Below are 13,440 nucleotides of genomic sequence, written 5' to 3' on the forward strand. Positions count from 1 at the left end.
GGCGTGGTGGGCTTTGAGGCGGGCATGACCCAGACGCTGACGCCCGCCCAGAAGAAGGACTTCGCCGCCGGGGCGGAATGGCTGCGCTATCACCTGCTGAACCACGCCGAGATCACCTTCGGTCGCATCCTGAGGGATGCGCCGGACCATCTGCCGACCCGCCATCTGTGGGGCGTCAGCCTGGTCAAGCTGGGCAAGGTCGAACAGGGCATCGAGGCGCTGCGGACGGTGGTCGCGGGCGTCCCGAACAACGCCAAGGTCTGGCGCGATCTGGCCGCAGCCCTTCAGCGCGCCGGCGATGTCGAGGGCGCCCGGCAGGCCTGGGACCGGTCGACGGCGGGCATGAAAGCGATGCCCGACATCATCCCCTTCTCGCATGAGCAGGCCGAGCACCCGTTCAAGATCGTCGACTACGACTACAAGGCCATCGTGCGCCAGGGGGAGGGCAAGCCGTCTCACCCCGAGCTGACCGCCATCCTGGAGACCGGCCGCGACCGCTACGTCGCCCTGATCGACGAGATCGGCGACAGCATCGGCGACTACGCCGACATCCCGACCTTCGGCACCTATGAGATGCGCAACCCGCTGTGGCTGAACGGCTGGTTCCCGCCGCTGGACGGCATGGTGCTGACGCAAATCCTGAAGCGCGAGAACCCCGCCCGCTTCATCGAGATCGGCTCGGGCATCTCCACCAAGTTCGCCAGGCGCGCGGTCGAGAAGTACGGCCTGCGCACGCACATGACCTCGATCGATCCCCAGCCGAGGAACCAGATCGACGAGATGGTCGACGTCGTCATCCGCTCGCCGCTGGAGGACTGCGACCTGACGCTGTTCGAGGCGCTGGAGCCGGGCGACATCCTGTTCCTGGACAGCTCGCACCGCAGCTTCCAGGGCTCTGACGTGACGGTCTTCTTCCTGGAGATCCTGCCGCGGGTGAAGCCGGGCGTGATCGTGCATGTGCACGACATCTACCTGCCGTACGACTACATCTCCGGCCACCTGTCGCGGCTGTGGAACGAGCAGTATCTGCTGGCGACGGCGCTGCTGTTCGGCCCCGACCGGTTCGAGATGCTGTTCCCCTGCTGGTTCGTCCACCAGGATTCGGAGCTCTCGGCGCGGGCGAACGCGAAGCTGAGGCCGGGCAAGATGGCCGACCTCAACCTCTATGGCGCGTCGTTCTGGATGACCGTCCGCTAGGGGCGCGGCGGGCGCGGGCTGGCCTGTTCATAGGCATAGCCCAGCGACAGGATGCGGGCGTCGTCCCACTTGGCACCGATAAAACTGATCCCCACCGGCATACCGCGATCCAGGCCCATCGGCACGGTCAGGTGCGGATAGCCGGCGATGGCCGGCAGGCGGCTGGCCGAGCCCTGACCGTTGTCCTCGTCCTCCCTGTCGTTGGTCCAGGCGCGCGAGGTCGAGGGCGCGACCAGCGCCACGACATTGTTCTCGCTCAGCATGCGGTCGATGCCCTCGGGTCCCGCCATCCGCAGCGAGTTGGCGCGCGCGGCGATGTAGTCGGGATTGTCCAGCCCGCTGGTCGCCTCGGCCTGCAGGAGCAGCTCCTGGCCGAACAGGACGGTTTCGCGGCTTTCGCGCTCGTTGAAGGCGATGACCTCGGCCAGGGTCCGCGTCGGCACCTCCGTCGGGTCGGTCGAGGCGAGGTAGGCGTTCAGATCGGCTTTCAGCTCGTACATCAGGACGGTCAGCTCCATCTGGCCGATGCCCTGCGTCTGCGGCGCGGTCGTGATCTCGACCAGTTCGGCTCCTGCGGCGCGGAGCGACGCCAGCGCCGCCTCGAACGCGGCCTGGGTGTCGGCCGAATAGTTGGTCACGCCGTACCGGAGCACGCCCAGCCGGGTTCCGCGCAGCGATCCGGTGTCGAGCGCGGCGCGATAGTCGGTCCGGCGCGCGTCCGCCTCCGACGTCGCCGCATCGGCCGGATCGGTCCCGGCGATGGCGGTCAGGACGGTCGCGGCGGTGGCCACGTCCACGGCGATCGGGCCGGCGGTGTCCTGGCTGTGGCTGATCGGCACGACGTGCGTGCGGCTGACCAGGCCCACGGTCGGCTTGAAGCCCACGACACCGTTGACCGAGGCCGGGCAGGTGATGGACCCGTCCGTCTCCGTGCCGATCGCGGCCGGGGCGAGCCCCGTCGCCACCGCCGTCGCCGAGCCCGAGGACGAGCCGCAGGCGGTGCGCGTCCGGTCATAGGGATTGACCGTCAGGCCGCCGACCGCGCTCCAGCCCGAGATGGAGTTGGACGAGCGGATGTTGGCCCACTCCGAAAGGTTGGTCTTGCCCAGGATCACCGCGCCGGCGTCGCGCAGGCGGGCGACCAGCGGCGCGTCGCGGCCCGGAGCATTGTCGGCGAGCGCCAGCGAGCCGGCGGTCGTGGGCATGTCGCGGGTCTCGATATTGTCCTTCAGCAGGATGGGCATGCCCGCGATGCCGTCTTCCGCTGACCACTCGACCGCTCCGAGGCCGGGGGTCCAGAGGATCACGCTGTTGGCCGTAGTCTCGTCATGCAGGACCGCGCGAGGGCCGCCCCAGGTCTGGGCGTTCGCCGCGCCCGCCAGGACCAGCACCGCAGCCGAAACGGCCAGCATCATCTTCGTCTTCATCGTAACGCTCCCCATCGCCGCTCCGGCGTTGTCGACACCCTAGACCTTTGATCGCGCGCATGAACAGCCTGCCCGGCTGCGGCTTGCCGTCCGCGTTGAGGGGTGTAGCCTTGCTGCTGAGGGGGAGGCTTCCATGACCATCACGATCATCCGGACTCTGTCCGCCGCGCGCCGCCTCGTGGCGACGCCGGTCCTGATGCTGTCGATGGCGATCACGCTGGGGCTGGCGGCCTGCGCCACGCCCTCTGCGCCGACGACGGTCTATGCCCCGCCGCCCGCCGTACTGGTCGAGGCCTGGGCCGGGCCGGTCGAGGAGGTTACGACCGATCGGGTCCTGACCTTCTACCGGGCCTACGGCGGCGGGGCGAACCGGCTGGGGGCCTGGCTGTCGCCCACGGCGCCGACGTCGCGCGAGGTCGTCCGCCAGAGCCTGGCCCTGCCGCCCGAGAACACGGCCGAGCAGTATGTCGTGGTCACCGTGCCGGCGGGCACGCGGATGAAGGTCGGCGTCGCCGCGCCCGCTTTCGGACAGCCCGGCGGCGGGCGGCAGGTCCAGCTGTTGCAGCTGATCCCTCCCGACAGCTTCTCGGAGCCGATTCCCTTGCCGTGACGGCGTCAGGCGTCGCCGCGAAGCCGGATTGTCAACTCGGCGAACAGGCGCAGGGTTTCGGGGCTGACGTGATGTTCTATGCCCTCGGCGTCGGCCTCGGCCGTCTCGCCGGTCACGCCCAGCGCCAGGAGGAAATCGTGGACGATGCGGTGACGTTCGCGCGACGCGTCGGCCATGCGCTCGCCCGCCTCCGTCAGGGCGATGGAGCGATAGGGGCGCACATCGACCAGGCCCTCGCGATGGAGCCTCTGCAGCACCTTGGCCGCCGTCGCGGGCGCGACGCCCAGGCAATCGGCCAGATCCGTCAGCCGCGCAGAGCCGGTCTCGGCGATCAGGTCGCCGACCAGTTCGACATAGTCCTCCGCCACCTCGCTGGAGCGGGCGTCGCGCATGCGCCGGAAGGCGGCGGCTCTGCGGGCGGCGCTGAAGGGTTCGTCCACGGCGGGCTCCAGAACGCGGTCACCCCGCGCGAGTCGGATGCTAGACCATGCGAGCGCGATTTCATCGTCCTGTCGTGAAGGGGCGCCAAGGGCAAGCCGTGGTATCGAGCGTCTCCATGCTGAAGCGTCTGCTCCTCGCTGTGCTGCTGGGCCTGTTCGCGATCGCGCCCGCGATCGCGGCGCCGCGAACGGGCGGGGTCCCGCAAGCGGCCGAGCCGTTGCAGTTCTACGTCTTCAGCTTCACCGACACCCCGGCGTCGGAAGCGGCGACCGACATCGTGTCGGGGGCGCTGGCGCATGATCTGGAGATCGACCCGGCGGTCGACGCCGTCGTGACCTTCCGGGCGGACGGCTGGTATTCGGAAGACGCCTTGCTGAGAGACTTCGGCACGGCCTTGCTGGATCAGGACGTAGCCCTGGTCCGGACGGGCACCGGCGCCTACGCCCTGGTCCCGCGCGTCAACGCGCCGATGCTGATGGCCCGGGGAGGGGAGGTGATGCGCCTCGCCGAGCCCTCGGCAACACGCCAGCCGTCCCGCAGCGGGCTGGAAACGGACGAGGTCGCCGCGCCTGCATCACCCTGGTGGGAAGGCGCCGCCGCCGCCCTGACGCTGTTCTTCGCAGGCGCTGCCGCAGGAGCCGCCGCCCTGTTCGCGGGCCAGGCGGCATGGCGACGCGCCGCCGCCGATCGGGGCGCCCTTCCGCCCCCGCTGCTGAGGCTGACGGATCAGCGTCTTCGCCTTCCGACTCCGGTCGAACTGGCGCGCCCGGAAGCCGACCGGGCCGACCCCGAGCTGGTCATTCCCCGGTTCGACGATCGCCTGTGAGCGGGGGTCAGGCGACCTCGATCACGGCATCGACCTCGACGGCGAAACCCAGGGGCAGCTGGTAGACGCCGACGGCCGAGCGGGCGTGGCGGCCCTTGTCGCCGAACACCTCAACCATCAGGTCCGAGCAGCCGTTGATCACGGCTGGAATGGCATGGAAGCCCGGACCGGCCTGGACGAAGCCGCCCAGCTTCACGACGCGGACCACCCGTTCCAGATCGCCGTCCAGCGCGGCGTTCATCTGGGCCAGGAGGTTGATGCCGCACAGGCGAGCGCCGGCCTGGGCCTGCTCGGGGCTGACGTCCTCGCCGACCACGCCCTTGATGCCGCCGGACGCATCGTTCGACAGCTGGCCGGAGATGTGCAGCAGGTTCCCGGCGCGCACGAACGGCACATAGTTGGCCACGGCGGCGGCGGGCTGGGGCAGGACGATGCCGAGTTCGGTCAGGCGGGCGGCGATGCTCATGGTGGACTCCCTGGAGTTTCGCCGGGGCGTTTAGCGCGTCGAACCGTCGGCGTCTCCCCTTCGCGCGACGCAGGCGGGGAACTCGACTATCCGCCCGTTTTCGTGCATTAGGCCCGCTCCTTACGGCTCGCGTCCCCGCCCGGCGCGAGCCTCGATTCGTATCCACGGGGCGTGGGAGGCCGCATGGCCAAGGAAGAACTGCTCGAGTTTCCCGGCACGGTGTCGGAACTGCTGCCGAACGCGACGTTCCGGGTGACGCTCGAGAACGACCACGAAATCATCGCCCACACGGCGGGCAAGATGCGCAAGAACCGCATCCGCGTCCTGGCCGGCGACAAGGTCCTGGTCGAGATGACGCCCTATGACCTGACCAAGGGCCGCATCACCTATCGCTTCAAGTAAGGGCGCGCGCATGTCGCGCCCCCCCCTGGTGCTGGCCTCGGCCAGCCCGCGCCGCATCGAACTGCTGGCGCTGGTCGGGATCGTTCCCGACCACATCGACCCCGCCGACATCGATGAGACCCCGCTGAAGGCCGAGCAGCCGCCGCGGCTGGCCGCGCGCCTGGCTCGGGCCAAGGCCGAGGCCGTCCTGACGCGTCATCCCGGGGCGGTGGTCCTGTCGGCCGACACCGTCGTCGCTGTGGGCCGCCGTCTGCTGGAAAAGCCCGCCGACGAAGCGGAAGCCGAGCGGTTCCTGCGCCTGCTGGCGGGACGTAATCACAGGGTCTTCACCGCCGTCGCCTGCGCGACCGCCGCGCGCACCGCGCATCGGGTGGTCGAGACGCGCGTGACCTTCAAGCGGCTGTCGGACGCCGAGGTCGGGGCCTACGTCGCGGGTGGCGACTGGCGCGGCAAGGCGGGCGGCTATGGCATTCAGGGACCGGCTGCGGCCTTCGTCACCCGCATCGTTGGCAGTCATCCGGCGGTCATGGGCCTGCCCCTGCCGGAGACGGTCAACCTGCTCGTCGGGGCCGGGTGGCGGCGGTGACTATCGAGGTCTTCCTCGACGACACACCCGGCGAGACGCGCGGGATCGTGGCCCGGAACGGCCGGTTCGAGCGGCTGATCATCCAGCGTGAGGACGACCCGCCGCAGGATCGACTGGGCGCGCGTTCGGTCGGGCGTGTGGTCGATGTGGAGGCCGCTTTCGACGCCGCCTTCGTGGACATGGGCTCGCCCGGTCGCCCCGCCTTCCTGCCGCACGGCCAGAGGCCGCGCCTGCGGGAGGGCGAATTTATCGAGGTCGAGGTGACGGCTGAGCCGCGAGAGCGCAAGGGTCCGACCGTGCGTCGGATCGGCCTCGCCGACGGCCCTCCACGCTTGCTCAGCCCGGGTCCGGATGTGGCCGCCGCGCTGGCCCGGGTCGCGCCGGGCGTTCCGGTCCAGACGGGTCCCGCCGCCATCCAGGCGTCGTGGGACGCCGAGGAAGAGGCGATGGGGCAGGGGGATGTCTTCGCCGATCTGGCGCTGGACTTCGCGGTGCAGCGGACCCGCGCGATGATCGCCGTGGATATCGACTATGCCCATCTGCCGGGTCAGGACCCCAAACGAGGCCGCCAGCGCGCGAACGTCGAGGGGCTCAAGCACGCCGCTCGCCTGATCCGGCTGAAGAGCTGGGGCGGGCTGGTCGCCGTCGATCTGGTCGGAACCCGGCTGAACGCGGAGGCCATCGCCGCCGCCGCCCGCGTCGCCTTCGACGAGCCGGAAGCGGTGTTCGGGCCGTTGAACCGCTTTGGGGTGTTGCAGCTATCCCTGCCGTGGAGGGCGACGCCGATCGAGGAGCGGTTGCACGGCCGGGACGGCGGGCGGGCCTTGACGACCACCGCCATCGACACCGTCCGCCGACTGCGGATGCGGGTGTTGCAGGATACGGCGACACCCCGCTTCACCGCCCGGTGTCACCCCGACGAGGCCGCGATCGCCGCTCCGCTCGCCGCCCGCCTCGGCCCCCGCGCCGCCGTCGTCGCGGACCCGGGCGTGCGCGTCGGCTTTGCCGACATCGAGGAGGCCTGAGGCGATGTCCGTCTGTCCCATCTGCCGCCGGAACCCCACCGCGCCGGAGTACAAGCCCTTCTGCTCGCGGCGCTGCGCCGACGTCGATCTGCAGCGGTGGCTGTCGGGCGCCTACGTCCTGCCGGTCGATGACGAGGATGAAGCGCCGCCGGAGGAGGGGCCCTGATCAGAACGACCAGCGCGGTTTAGCCGAGGGCCTCGAGACAGGCGGTCCGCTTGGCCTCGAGCGCCGGGTCCGTCACCGTTTGTACGGCCGGTCGCAGCAGGCTCTTCACGCGAGTGTCGCCGCCGCACACGACCGCAGGCGACATCCGTTGGCGCGCGACTTCCAGAACCCGCAGCGTCGCCGCCGGGTCCGTCGCCAGCGCAGCCTTCAGCGCCGTATCCAATTCCTCGGCCCGTTCGCCGGAGACGCCCGGCTCCAGCGCCGCGGCCACGTTCAGCCAGGCGGGTTCCCCCGAGGCAATGCCTGCCAGCACTGTTGTCCAGCGCGAGCCGGGTTGCCCGGCCTCAAGCCCGACGAGCGCCCCCTCCGGTCCGTTCAGCCCGACCAGCTGGATGGTTTCCTCCGGCGTGACAGCCTGACCGTTCGCCCAGGCGATCCGCACGCCCTCGGCGAAGCCCCTCGTGGCGTCCGGGATAACGGCGGGCGCGGTGGGGGCTTCTGTCAGGGCCTTGGCGGCCGGCTCGGGCTGGGCTTCCGAGCACGCGGCCAGGGCGACAAGAGCGATCAGGGACAGGCGGCGCATCATGGTCTCCAGAAGGCGAACAGGGTGTGCGCCGCCCTTGCCGCGCGACGGGGCTGCGGACTATCTCGGTTCCATGACACCGACCCTCTACGGCATCCCCAACTGCGACACGGTCAAGAAGGCGCGGACCTGGCTGGACCAGAACGGCCGAGCCTATGCATTCCACGACTACAAGAAGGCCGGGGTCGACCGCGCGATGCTGGAAGCCTGGGTCGCCACCCACGGCTGGGAAACGGTCCTGAATCGCGCCGGGACGACCTTTCGCGCCCTGCCAGAGGCCGACCGCTCGGACCTGACCGCCGACAAGGCCATCGCCTTGATGCTGGCCCAGCCCTCGATGATCAAGCGGCCGGTGCTGGACCTCGGCGACCGCACCCTGGTCGGCTTCAAGCCCGAGGCCTACGCCGCCGCGTTCGGCTAACCTTCGACATCGGTGTCGGGGCGGTCGTGGCCATCGGCGCGTTCCGTGATCCAGGTGCCCGCCGTGTCCTCGTACTCGATGTAGGCCGTCTGGTCCGACACCCGCTGCTCGCGGCTGGCCCGCACCGCCGCTGCCTTGGCCGCATCGTGGTTCGGGAAGGTCTCCGAGAAGGTGTCGCCTACCTTGTAGGCCCAGCCTCCGTCGTGCTCGACGATGCGATAGGTGACGTGGCTCATGATGGGCTCCGGCTGGGGTTCGTCAACGATCATCGCATTTTCTTCGCGCCGTGCATCCATTCGGACCGTCGGCGACGACCAGGGATCGAAAACGCGGGCGATGGGCCGGCGCATATAAGGGGTGAAAGCGATGGAAGACCTTTTTCGATCCTATTGGTGGCTGCTGTTTCCTCTGGCGTGGTTTGTCTCGATCGGGTTCTCCAGCCTGCTCAACTATCGGCGGCAGCGCGCAACGCTGAAGCTGATCGAGACCTACGCCCAGAAAGGCGAGCAGCCGCCCGAGGCTCTGCTGAGAGTGTTGGAACGGCCGATCGACGCGGAGACTGAGAGCCGGGCCTACAGCTCGCCAAGCGGCGGACGGAATGGCAGCCTGTTCTCGCTCGTGCTCTTCACCATCCTGGCCGGAGGGTTCGGCTACGCCGCCTGGGCCAATATGTATGACGCCGGCGACGCCTTCCTGATCGTGGCCTTTGTCATGGGGGCGCTGGCAGCCGCGACGGGCGTGACGCTGATGTTCGGCAAGCGTCCGAAGGACTGATGCAGCGGCGTGGGGCAGGAGACGATGGACGTCGCCCTGGTGGCGGCCGCGAGGGCGGGGTCGGACGCCGCCTTCGCCCGGCTGGTCGCCGCGCACCAGGCCCCGCTGCGGGCCTTTCTGCGGCGGACGCTGGGCGGGTTCGATCTGGCGGACGACGTGGCGCAGGAGACGTTCGTCGCGGCTTGGACATCGCTGGGCCGCCTGAAGGATCCGGCGCGGTTTCGCCCCTGGCTGTTCGGTATCGCCTGGAAGAAGGCCCAGGATGCCCTGCGGTCCGGACTGCGCGACCAAGCGCGGGGCCGGGCCTGGGTGGAGGTGTCAGAGGCCTCCGCTGGAATCTCACCGGAAGATCGAATGGCCCTGGAGGCGGCCGTGGGCGACCTGCCGACAGACCAGAGGGCCTGTATCGCGCTGTGTCTCGCCGACGGTTTCTCCCATCAGGAAGCAGCCTCTATCCTGGGGCTTCCCCTCGGCACGGTGAAGTCCCATGTCACCCGGGGCCGGACGCGATTGCTGGCCGCTCTGACAGGAGAGCCGCATGACGTCTGATCCGATGGCCGACCGAGCCCTGTCCGCGTTCTTTGCCGATGCATTGCCTCCGGCGCGCGACCTGGCCTTCGAGGCCCGGGTCGCGGCGAAAATCGCGCGTCGCCGGGCTGTGGCGACCGTTGCCGCCCTTGTGCCCTGGACAATCGCCGCCAGCGTCCTGCTGTGGGTGCTCGGGCCCTTGCTAGGGCCGGTGGTCGACGGGCTGGCCGAGACGCTGGCCCCGGCCGCGACGATCCTGGCTCTGACGGCGCTGGCCGTCGTCACGAGCGTCGCGGCCGGTCGCAGACTGTCGCCTATCGGATGACGCGATAGCGTCCGGTGCTGGCGATCTCTCCGCGCTGGCGGTCCGGCAGGGCGCGGTAGGCGAGACGGCGCATCTCGGAGCGGCAGATCGCGGGATCGCCGAGACGGTCGGGCGTGACGACCTCAAGGTGCCTATCGCAGAAGGCGCGGCTCGCGTCGCGAACACGCTGGACGAAGGCGTCCTGGTCGGCGGGTCGGGTGAAGTCGAGATCGCCGATGGCCACCCGCAGTTCCGGCTCCGCGGAGGGTGCGGCCGGGGTCATCAGGGCTGCGGCAAGGATCAGGGACACGGACATAAGACAAGCTCCGGAAAGGGCAGGCGGGATCGCCTGCTCTTCAGAGCCGCCACCCTCGCCGCGCGGATGCGAAGCGGAGCATTAAGTTTCGTCCATCCGATCCGGGCGTCGCCTTACGAAGATTTCACGTCCGTTCGCGCATCCGCCGGGCCGCCCAACCGCCTCTTGTGATCAGAAGGCCCGGGCATCAGGCTCCGGCCATCCGCATCAGAGGGATCACAATGGAACTCACACCTGTTCTCATCGTCGGGACGATCTTTGCGTCGCTGGTCGCCATCATCGTTGGGCCGAGCTGGCTCAAGAGCCGGGACCGCCGCGAAGTTCAGCAGACCGTGCGCGCCGCGATCGAAAAGGGACAACCCCTTCCGCCCGAAGTCATTGACGCGCTCAGCAAGGAGGCGACCCGCAACCTGCCGTCGCGCAGCCGCGACCTGCGCCAGGGAATCATCTGGTTGGCCGTCGGCATTGGCCTGGCCGCCTTCGGCACCATCAGCGAGATGCGCTGGGGCAGCGACGGTTGGGAAGGTCCCGACTTTGGCGGCCTGCTGGGCATCGCGGCCATCCCCGCCACGATCGGCCTGGCGTTCATCGTCCTGAGCTTCTTCAACAAGAACAAGGACTGAGGCGCGGGCTGACAGGGGGAAATCTCTCATGGCCCAGTCCCTTCTGGACAGGCACGACGTGGAGCTGGCGGCGCTCGCGGCCGCCGGCGGGCGGCGCGAGTTCGGCGAACTCGTCCGCCGTCACGGCTCGGCCGTGCGCATGCTGCTCCGGCGCATGGGCGCGCAATCGGCCGAGGCCGATGACGTGGCCCAGGACGCCTTCCTCCAGGCCTTCGAGAAATGCGCTGAGTTCCGGGGCGAGGGCACCTTCGCCGCCTGGGTCAAGCGTATCGCCGCGCGCCTCTATCTGAAGCGCAAGGCCAAGGACGCCCGCTACGTCGCCGAACTGGAGCCCGAACAGGCCGAGGTCACGGTCTCGCCCGACGCGGCCGGCCTGGTCGATCTGGACGAGGCGCTGAAAAGCCTCAGCGAGGTCGAGCGTCTGTGCGTCTCCCTGTGTCACGGCGCGGGGCTGTCTCATCCCGAGATCGCTTCCGCCATGAATCTGCCGCTTGGAACGGTGAAGTCTCATGTCAAACGTGGTCTGGATAAACTCCGCGCCCGGCTTTCGGGGGGCGGGGAACCCGTGGGGAGGGCGGCGCATGTCGTCTGACGAATTCGATCCCATGATCGAGCGGCTGTTCAGCCGCTCGCCGCAGATGGCCGACGCGACCCTGTTCGCCGCCGAGGTCGAGACGAAGCTGCAGTCCTCCAGCCGGGTCCGCACCGTCGCCCTGACCGTCGCCGGCCTGATCGGAGGCATCATCGCCGTGCGCGAGACGACCAACGTCAGCCTGAACCTGAACGACGGCTCCTCGCCGGTCGCCGGCCGCGCCATCGGCCAGGGCGTCCAGGCCGCCAGCCTGAACGTCCAGGAGGCTGTGAATTCGGGCCTGACCCAGTTCGGGCTGTCCGACATGGCGCTGGGGTCGATGGGCGGGATGCAGCTGTTCTGGATCGCGGCCGGCGCCCTCATCGCGCTGGCGGCCGCGGGCGTGATGCGGCTGTCGCAGGAGATCTGACCGGGGCTCCGGCTTTCGCCGGGGCCGCGTCCCGCCTAAATGCAGGTCGTCCTTTCAAGGAGCGCCGCCATGTCCAAGCAGTCCAACGACGCTGTCCGCCGCCTCGCCGCGCCCGACATCATGCGGCGCAAGGGCGGCGAGCCGATCGTCTGCCTCACCGCATATGACGCCCCGACGGCCGAGCTCCTCGACCCGCACTGCGACCTGCTGCTGGTCGGCGACAGCGTCGGCATGGTCATCCACGGCCTGCCCAACACTGTCGGCGTGACGCTGGAGATGATGATCCTGCACGGCCAGGCCGTCATGCGGGGCGCGAAGCGAGCGATGGTCGTCATCGACATGCCGTTCGGCAGCTATGAGGGCGGCAAGGAGATCGCCTATCAGAACTGCGCCCGCGTGATGAAGGAGACCGGCGCCCAGGCGGTGAAGCTGGAGAGCGGCCCGACCGTGCCCCAGACTATCGAATACCTGGTCCAGCGCGGCATCCCCGTCATGGGCCACGTCGGCCTGCGCCCTCAGGCCGTGCTGACCGAGGGCGCCTTCAAGGCCAAGGGCAAGACCGACGACGAGCGCCTGCGCGTCATCGCCGAGGCCGAGGCCACCGCCGACGCGGGCGCCTTCGCCATCGTGGTCGAGGGCACGGCCGAGCCGGTCGCCGCCGAGATCACCCGCGCCATCGACAAGCCGACCATCGGCATCGGGGCGTCGGCCGCCTGCGACGGCCAGATCCTGGTGACACCGGACATGCTGGGGCTGTTCGACTGGACGCCCAAGTTCGTGCGCCGCTACGCCGACCTGCGCGGCGAGATCGACCGGGCGGTCAAGGGTTACGCCGAAGACGTCCGCGCCCGCCGTTTTCCTGCCGAAGTCGAGACCTACTTCTCGAAAAAGCCCGCCACGCCTTAGCGGTCGATTGCGGGCGCGGGGTCGAACCTCTAGGGTCCGCGCCGATTTGGCTTTGCAGCGTTTTTTCGGGGCGGCGACGACGTGACGGATGTCTTTGAAGAGGTCGAGGAAGAGATCCGCTCCGAGCGGCTGAAGCGTCTTGCGCGTCAGTGGCTGCCGATCGTCGGCGGCCTCCTCGCGGTGGCCCTGGTGGCGGCCCTGGCCTGGTGGGGCTGGCAGAGCTGGCAGACGTCCAAGGCCCATGACGCCTCGGTCGCCTATCAGCGCGGCATGGAAGCGCTGCAGTCGGGCGACAACGCCGGTGCCGAGACCGCCTTCGCCGAAGCGGCCGAGATGGGCAATGGCGCCTACAAGTCGCTGGCGCTCCAGCAGCGCGCAGGCCTGGCGCTGGCGTCCAACCGCACCGAGGACGCGATCGAACTGTTCGACGAGGCCGCCCGCGCTTCGGGCGATCCGATCCTGGCCGATCCGGCCCGCTTCAAGGCGGCGCTGCTGGTCATGGATACCGGGACGCTGGAGCAGATCACCGAGCGCCTGGAGCCTCTGACCGAGGAAGGCCGCCCGATGCGTCCGTTCGCGCAGGAGGCCCTGGCGCTGGCTCGCATCCAGCACGGCCAGGCCGCCGAGGCGCGCGAACTCCTGACCCTGCTGACGCTGGGTCAGGATGTGCCCGAGCCCGTGCGCCAGCGCGCCCAGGCCGCCATCGGCCTGATCGACAGCGAGACGGCGGCGGGCCTCGCCGCCATCGTCGCGGCCCAGCAGGTTGTTCCACCCGCGCCGGTGCTGCAGGCGCCGCCGACGGCTCCCGGCGCGCCGACCGAGGCTCCCGCCCAGTGAT

At 69.7% G+C, this 13,440-nt stretch carries 22 protein-coding genes; 16 read left to right on the top strand and 6 right to left on the bottom strand.

From position 1 onward, the window contains the following. Positions 1 to 24: 24 nt before the first annotated feature. Positions 25 to 1,197, top strand: a complete 1,173-nt coding sequence (locus tag Q333_RS0103695; RefSeq protein WP_051651096.1) for a class I SAM-dependent methyltransferase — start codon at positions 25 to 27, stop codon at positions 1,195 to 1,197. Here the strand turns inward: Q333_RS0103695 and Q333_RS0103700 are convergent. Next, a complete protein-coding gene (locus tag Q333_RS0103700) occupies positions 1,194 to 2,624 on the bottom strand; it encodes an amidase (RefSeq protein WP_029415401.1) in 1,431 nt (476 codons plus the stop codon). The two genes, Q333_RS0103695 and Q333_RS0103700, sit on opposite strands and share 4 nt — an antisense overlap. A gap of 133 nt (positions 2,625 to 2,757) precedes the next feature. On the opposite strand from Q333_RS0103700, the gene Q333_RS0103705 reads away from it, so the two are divergent. Then, positions 2,758 to 3,234, top strand: a complete 477-nt coding sequence (locus tag Q333_RS0103705; protein ID WP_029415402.1) for a glycohydrolase toxin TNT-related protein — start codon at positions 2,758 to 2,760, stop codon at positions 3,232 to 3,234. Between the two features lie 5 nt (positions 3,235 to 3,239). On the opposite strand, the gene mntR is transcribed toward Q333_RS0103705, so the two are convergent. After that, positions 3,240 to 3,674: a manganese-binding transcriptional regulator MntR gene (mntR, locus tag Q333_RS0103710; RefSeq protein WP_035293680.1), complete on the bottom strand. Its 435-nt coding sequence runs from the start codon at positions 3,672 to 3,674 to the stop codon at positions 3,240 to 3,242. A gap of 116 nt (positions 3,675 to 3,790) precedes the next feature. Between mntR and Q333_RS0103715 the strand changes: the two genes are divergently transcribed. Then, positions 3,791 to 4,501 (top strand): hypothetical protein, encoded by a 711-nt coding sequence (locus Q333_RS0103715; RefSeq protein WP_029415404.1) that lies wholly within the window; start codon positions 3,791 to 3,793, stop codon positions 4,499 to 4,501. Between the two features lie 7 nt (positions 4,502 to 4,508). Here the strand turns inward: Q333_RS0103715 and Q333_RS0103720 are convergent, their stop codons facing one another. Beyond that, on the bottom strand, positions 4,509 to 4,967 hold the full coding sequence (locus Q333_RS0103720; protein WP_029415405.1) for a RidA family protein: 459 nt from the start codon (positions 4,965 to 4,967) through the stop codon (positions 4,509 to 4,511). 183 nt (positions 4,968 to 5,150) lie between these two features. Between Q333_RS0103720 and infA the strand changes: the two genes are divergently transcribed. From infA to Q333_RS17245, 4 genes are read left to right on the top strand one after another with little or no spacing between them, the layout of a single operon-like run. Further along, the gene (gene infA, locus Q333_RS0103725; protein ID WP_008261544.1) at positions 5,151 to 5,369 is read left to right on the top strand and encodes a translation initiation factor IF-1; all 219 of its coding nucleotides are present in this window, start codon (positions 5,151 to 5,153) and stop codon (positions 5,367 to 5,369) included. Positions 5,370 to 5,379: 10 nt separating this feature from the next. Next, the gene (locus tag Q333_RS0103730; protein WP_029415406.1) at positions 5,380 to 5,955 is read left to right on the top strand and encodes a Maf family protein; all 576 of its coding nucleotides are present in this window, start codon (positions 5,380 to 5,382) and stop codon (positions 5,953 to 5,955) included. Continuing rightward, positions 5,952 to 6,980 carry a S1 domain-containing protein gene (locus tag Q333_RS0103735; RefSeq protein WP_029415407.1) on the top strand — a complete coding sequence of 343 codons (1,029 nt, stop codon included), beginning with the start codon at positions 5,952 to 5,954 and terminating at the stop codon, positions 6,978 to 6,980. Before Q333_RS0103730 ends, Q333_RS0103735 begins: the two co-directional genes overlap by 4 nt. 4 nt (positions 6,981 to 6,984) lie before the next feature. Continuing rightward, entirely contained in the window at positions 6,985 to 7,146 is a 162-nt protein-coding gene (locus Q333_RS17245; protein ID WP_084175720.1) for a DNA gyrase inhibitor YacG, read from the top strand. Between the two features lie 19 nt (positions 7,147 to 7,165). Here Q333_RS17245 and Q333_RS0103745 read toward each other — a convergent pair whose 3' ends face one another. Then, positions 7,166 to 7,729, bottom strand: coding sequence for a hypothetical protein (locus Q333_RS0103745; protein ID WP_029415408.1), 564 nt, complete (start codon positions 7,727 to 7,729; stop codon positions 7,166 to 7,168). Between the two features lie 73 nt (positions 7,730 to 7,802). On the opposite strand from Q333_RS0103745, the gene Q333_RS0103750 reads away from it, so the two are divergent. Continuing rightward, on the top strand, positions 7,803 to 8,150 hold the full coding sequence (locus Q333_RS0103750; protein ID WP_029415409.1) for an ArsC family reductase: 348 nt from the start codon (positions 7,803 to 7,805) through the stop codon (positions 8,148 to 8,150). Here Q333_RS0103750 and Q333_RS0103755 read toward each other — a convergent pair. Next, positions 8,147 to 8,386: a DUF2188 domain-containing protein gene (locus Q333_RS0103755; protein WP_029415410.1), complete on the bottom strand. Its 240-nt coding sequence runs from the start codon at positions 8,384 to 8,386 to the stop codon at positions 8,147 to 8,149. The two genes, Q333_RS0103750 and Q333_RS0103755, sit on opposite strands and share 4 nt — an antisense overlap. Before the next feature lie 130 nt (positions 8,387 to 8,516). Here Q333_RS0103755 and Q333_RS0103760 point away from each other — a divergent pair, with 130 nt between their 5' ends. From Q333_RS0103760 to Q333_RS0103770, 3 genes are read left to right on the top strand one after another with little or no spacing between them, the layout of a single operon-like run. After that, positions 8,517 to 8,924: a hypothetical protein gene (locus tag Q333_RS0103760; protein WP_029415411.1), complete on the top strand. Its 408-nt coding sequence runs from the start codon at positions 8,517 to 8,519 to the stop codon at positions 8,922 to 8,924. Between the two features lie 24 nt (positions 8,925 to 8,948). Continuing rightward, the gene (locus Q333_RS0103765) at positions 8,949 to 9,473 is read left to right on the top strand and encodes an RNA polymerase sigma factor (protein ID WP_029415412.1); all 525 of its coding nucleotides are present in this window, start codon (positions 8,949 to 8,951) and stop codon (positions 9,471 to 9,473) included. Further along, the gene (locus Q333_RS0103770; RefSeq protein WP_029415413.1) at positions 9,463 to 9,777 is read left to right on the top strand and encodes a hypothetical protein; all 315 of its coding nucleotides are present in this window, start codon (positions 9,463 to 9,465) and stop codon (positions 9,775 to 9,777) included. The genes Q333_RS0103765 and Q333_RS0103770 overlap by 11 nt, the downstream gene beginning before the upstream one ends. On the opposite strand, the gene Q333_RS0103775 is transcribed toward Q333_RS0103770, so the two are convergent. Beyond that, positions 9,767 to 10,072, bottom strand: a complete 306-nt coding sequence (locus Q333_RS0103775; protein WP_029415414.1) for a UrcA family protein — start codon at positions 10,070 to 10,072, stop codon at positions 9,767 to 9,769. The genes Q333_RS0103770 and Q333_RS0103775 overlap by 11 nt on opposite strands. A gap of 221 nt (positions 10,073 to 10,293) precedes the next feature. Here Q333_RS0103775 and Q333_RS0103780 point away from each other — a divergent pair, with 221 nt between their 5' ends. From Q333_RS0103780 to Q333_RS0103800, 5 genes are all read left to right on the top strand, one after another. Continuing rightward, on the top strand, positions 10,294 to 10,695 hold the full coding sequence (locus tag Q333_RS0103780; RefSeq protein WP_029415415.1) for a DUF6249 domain-containing protein: 402 nt from the start codon (positions 10,294 to 10,296) through the stop codon (positions 10,693 to 10,695). A 28-nt stretch (positions 10,696 to 10,723) separates the two neighbouring features. Then, complete coding sequence (locus Q333_RS0103785) at positions 10,724 to 11,287, top strand: RNA polymerase sigma factor (protein ID WP_035293684.1); 564 nt, start codon at positions 10,724 to 10,726, stop codon at positions 11,285 to 11,287. After that, entirely contained in the window at positions 11,277 to 11,696 is a 420-nt protein-coding gene (locus Q333_RS0103790) for a hypothetical protein (protein ID WP_029415417.1), read from the top strand. Before Q333_RS0103785 ends, Q333_RS0103790 begins: the two co-directional genes overlap by 11 nt. Before the next feature lie 69 nt (positions 11,697 to 11,765). Further along, positions 11,766 to 12,602: a 3-methyl-2-oxobutanoate hydroxymethyltransferase gene (gene panB, locus Q333_RS0103795; RefSeq protein WP_029415418.1), complete on the top strand. Its 837-nt coding sequence runs from the start codon at positions 11,766 to 11,768 to the stop codon at positions 12,600 to 12,602. A gap of 81 nt (positions 12,603 to 12,683) precedes the next feature. After that, on the top strand, positions 12,684 to 13,439 hold the full coding sequence (locus tag Q333_RS0103800; protein ID WP_029415419.1) for a tetratricopeptide repeat protein: 756 nt from the start codon (positions 12,684 to 12,686) through the stop codon (positions 13,437 to 13,439). Position 13,440 lies beyond the last annotated feature (1 nt).

The sequence above is a fragment of the Brevundimonas bacteroides DSM 4726 genome (genome assembly GCF_000701445.1).
GTDB classification, from domain to species: domain Bacteria; phylum Pseudomonadota; class Alphaproteobacteria; order Caulobacterales; family Caulobacteraceae; genus Brevundimonas; species Brevundimonas bacteroides.

Excerpts from the sequence above, each read along its gene's own strand:
- Q333_RS0103695 (WP_051651096.1), top strand. The coding sequence starts at position 25 with ATGACCCAGACGCTGACGCCCGCCCAGAAGAAGGACTTCGCCGCCGGG.
- Q333_RS0103700 (WP_029415401.1), bottom strand. The coding sequence starts at position 2,624 with ATGAAGACGAAGATGATGCTGGCCGTTTCGGCTGCGGTGCTGGTCCTG.
- Q333_RS0103705 (WP_029415402.1), top strand. The coding sequence starts at position 2,758 with ATGACCATCACGATCATCCGGACTCTGTCCGCCGCGCGCCGCCTCGTG.
- Q333_RS0103715 (WP_029415404.1), top strand. The coding sequence starts at position 3,791 with ATGCTGAAGCGTCTGCTCCTCGCTGTGCTGCTGGGCCTGTTCGCGATC.
- Q333_RS0103720 (WP_029415405.1), bottom strand. The coding sequence starts at position 4,967 with ATGAGCATCGCCGCCCGCCTGACCGAACTCGGCATCGTCCTGCCCCAG.
- infA (WP_008261544.1), top strand. The coding sequence starts at position 5,151 with ATGGCCAAGGAAGAACTGCTCGAGTTTCCCGGCACGGTGTCGGAACTG.
- Q333_RS0103730 (WP_029415406.1), top strand. The coding sequence starts at position 5,380 with ATGTCGCGCCCCCCCCTGGTGCTGGCCTCGGCCAGCCCGCGCCGCATC.
- Q333_RS17245 (WP_084175720.1), top strand. The coding sequence starts at position 6,985 with ATGTCCGTCTGTCCCATCTGCCGCCGGAACCCCACCGCGCCGGAGTAC.
- Q333_RS0103745 (WP_029415408.1), bottom strand. The coding sequence starts at position 7,729 with ATGCGCCGCCTGTCCCTGATCGCTCTTGTCGCCCTGGCCGCGTGCTCG.
- Q333_RS0103750 (WP_029415409.1), top strand. The coding sequence starts at position 7,803 with ATGACACCGACCCTCTACGGCATCCCCAACTGCGACACGGTCAAGAAG.
- Q333_RS0103755 (WP_029415410.1), bottom strand. The coding sequence starts at position 8,386 with ATGAGCCACGTCACCTATCGCATCGTCGAGCACGACGGAGGCTGGGCC.
- Q333_RS0103760 (WP_029415411.1), top strand. The coding sequence starts at position 8,517 with ATGGAAGACCTTTTTCGATCCTATTGGTGGCTGCTGTTTCCTCTGGCG.
- Q333_RS0103765 (WP_029415412.1), top strand. The coding sequence starts at position 8,949 with ATGGACGTCGCCCTGGTGGCGGCCGCGAGGGCGGGGTCGGACGCCGCC.
- Q333_RS0103770 (WP_029415413.1), top strand. The coding sequence starts at position 9,463 with ATGACGTCTGATCCGATGGCCGACCGAGCCCTGTCCGCGTTCTTTGCC.
- Q333_RS0103775 (WP_029415414.1), bottom strand. The coding sequence starts at position 10,072 with ATGTCCGTGTCCCTGATCCTTGCCGCAGCCCTGATGACCCCGGCCGCA.
- Q333_RS0103780 (WP_029415415.1), top strand. The coding sequence starts at position 10,294 with ATGGAACTCACACCTGTTCTCATCGTCGGGACGATCTTTGCGTCGCTG.
- Q333_RS0103785 (WP_035293684.1), top strand. The coding sequence starts at position 10,724 with ATGGCCCAGTCCCTTCTGGACAGGCACGACGTGGAGCTGGCGGCGCTC.
- Q333_RS0103790 (WP_029415417.1), top strand. The coding sequence starts at position 11,277 with ATGTCGTCTGACGAATTCGATCCCATGATCGAGCGGCTGTTCAGCCGC.
- panB (WP_029415418.1), top strand. The coding sequence starts at position 11,766 with ATGTCCAAGCAGTCCAACGACGCTGTCCGCCGCCTCGCCGCGCCCGAC.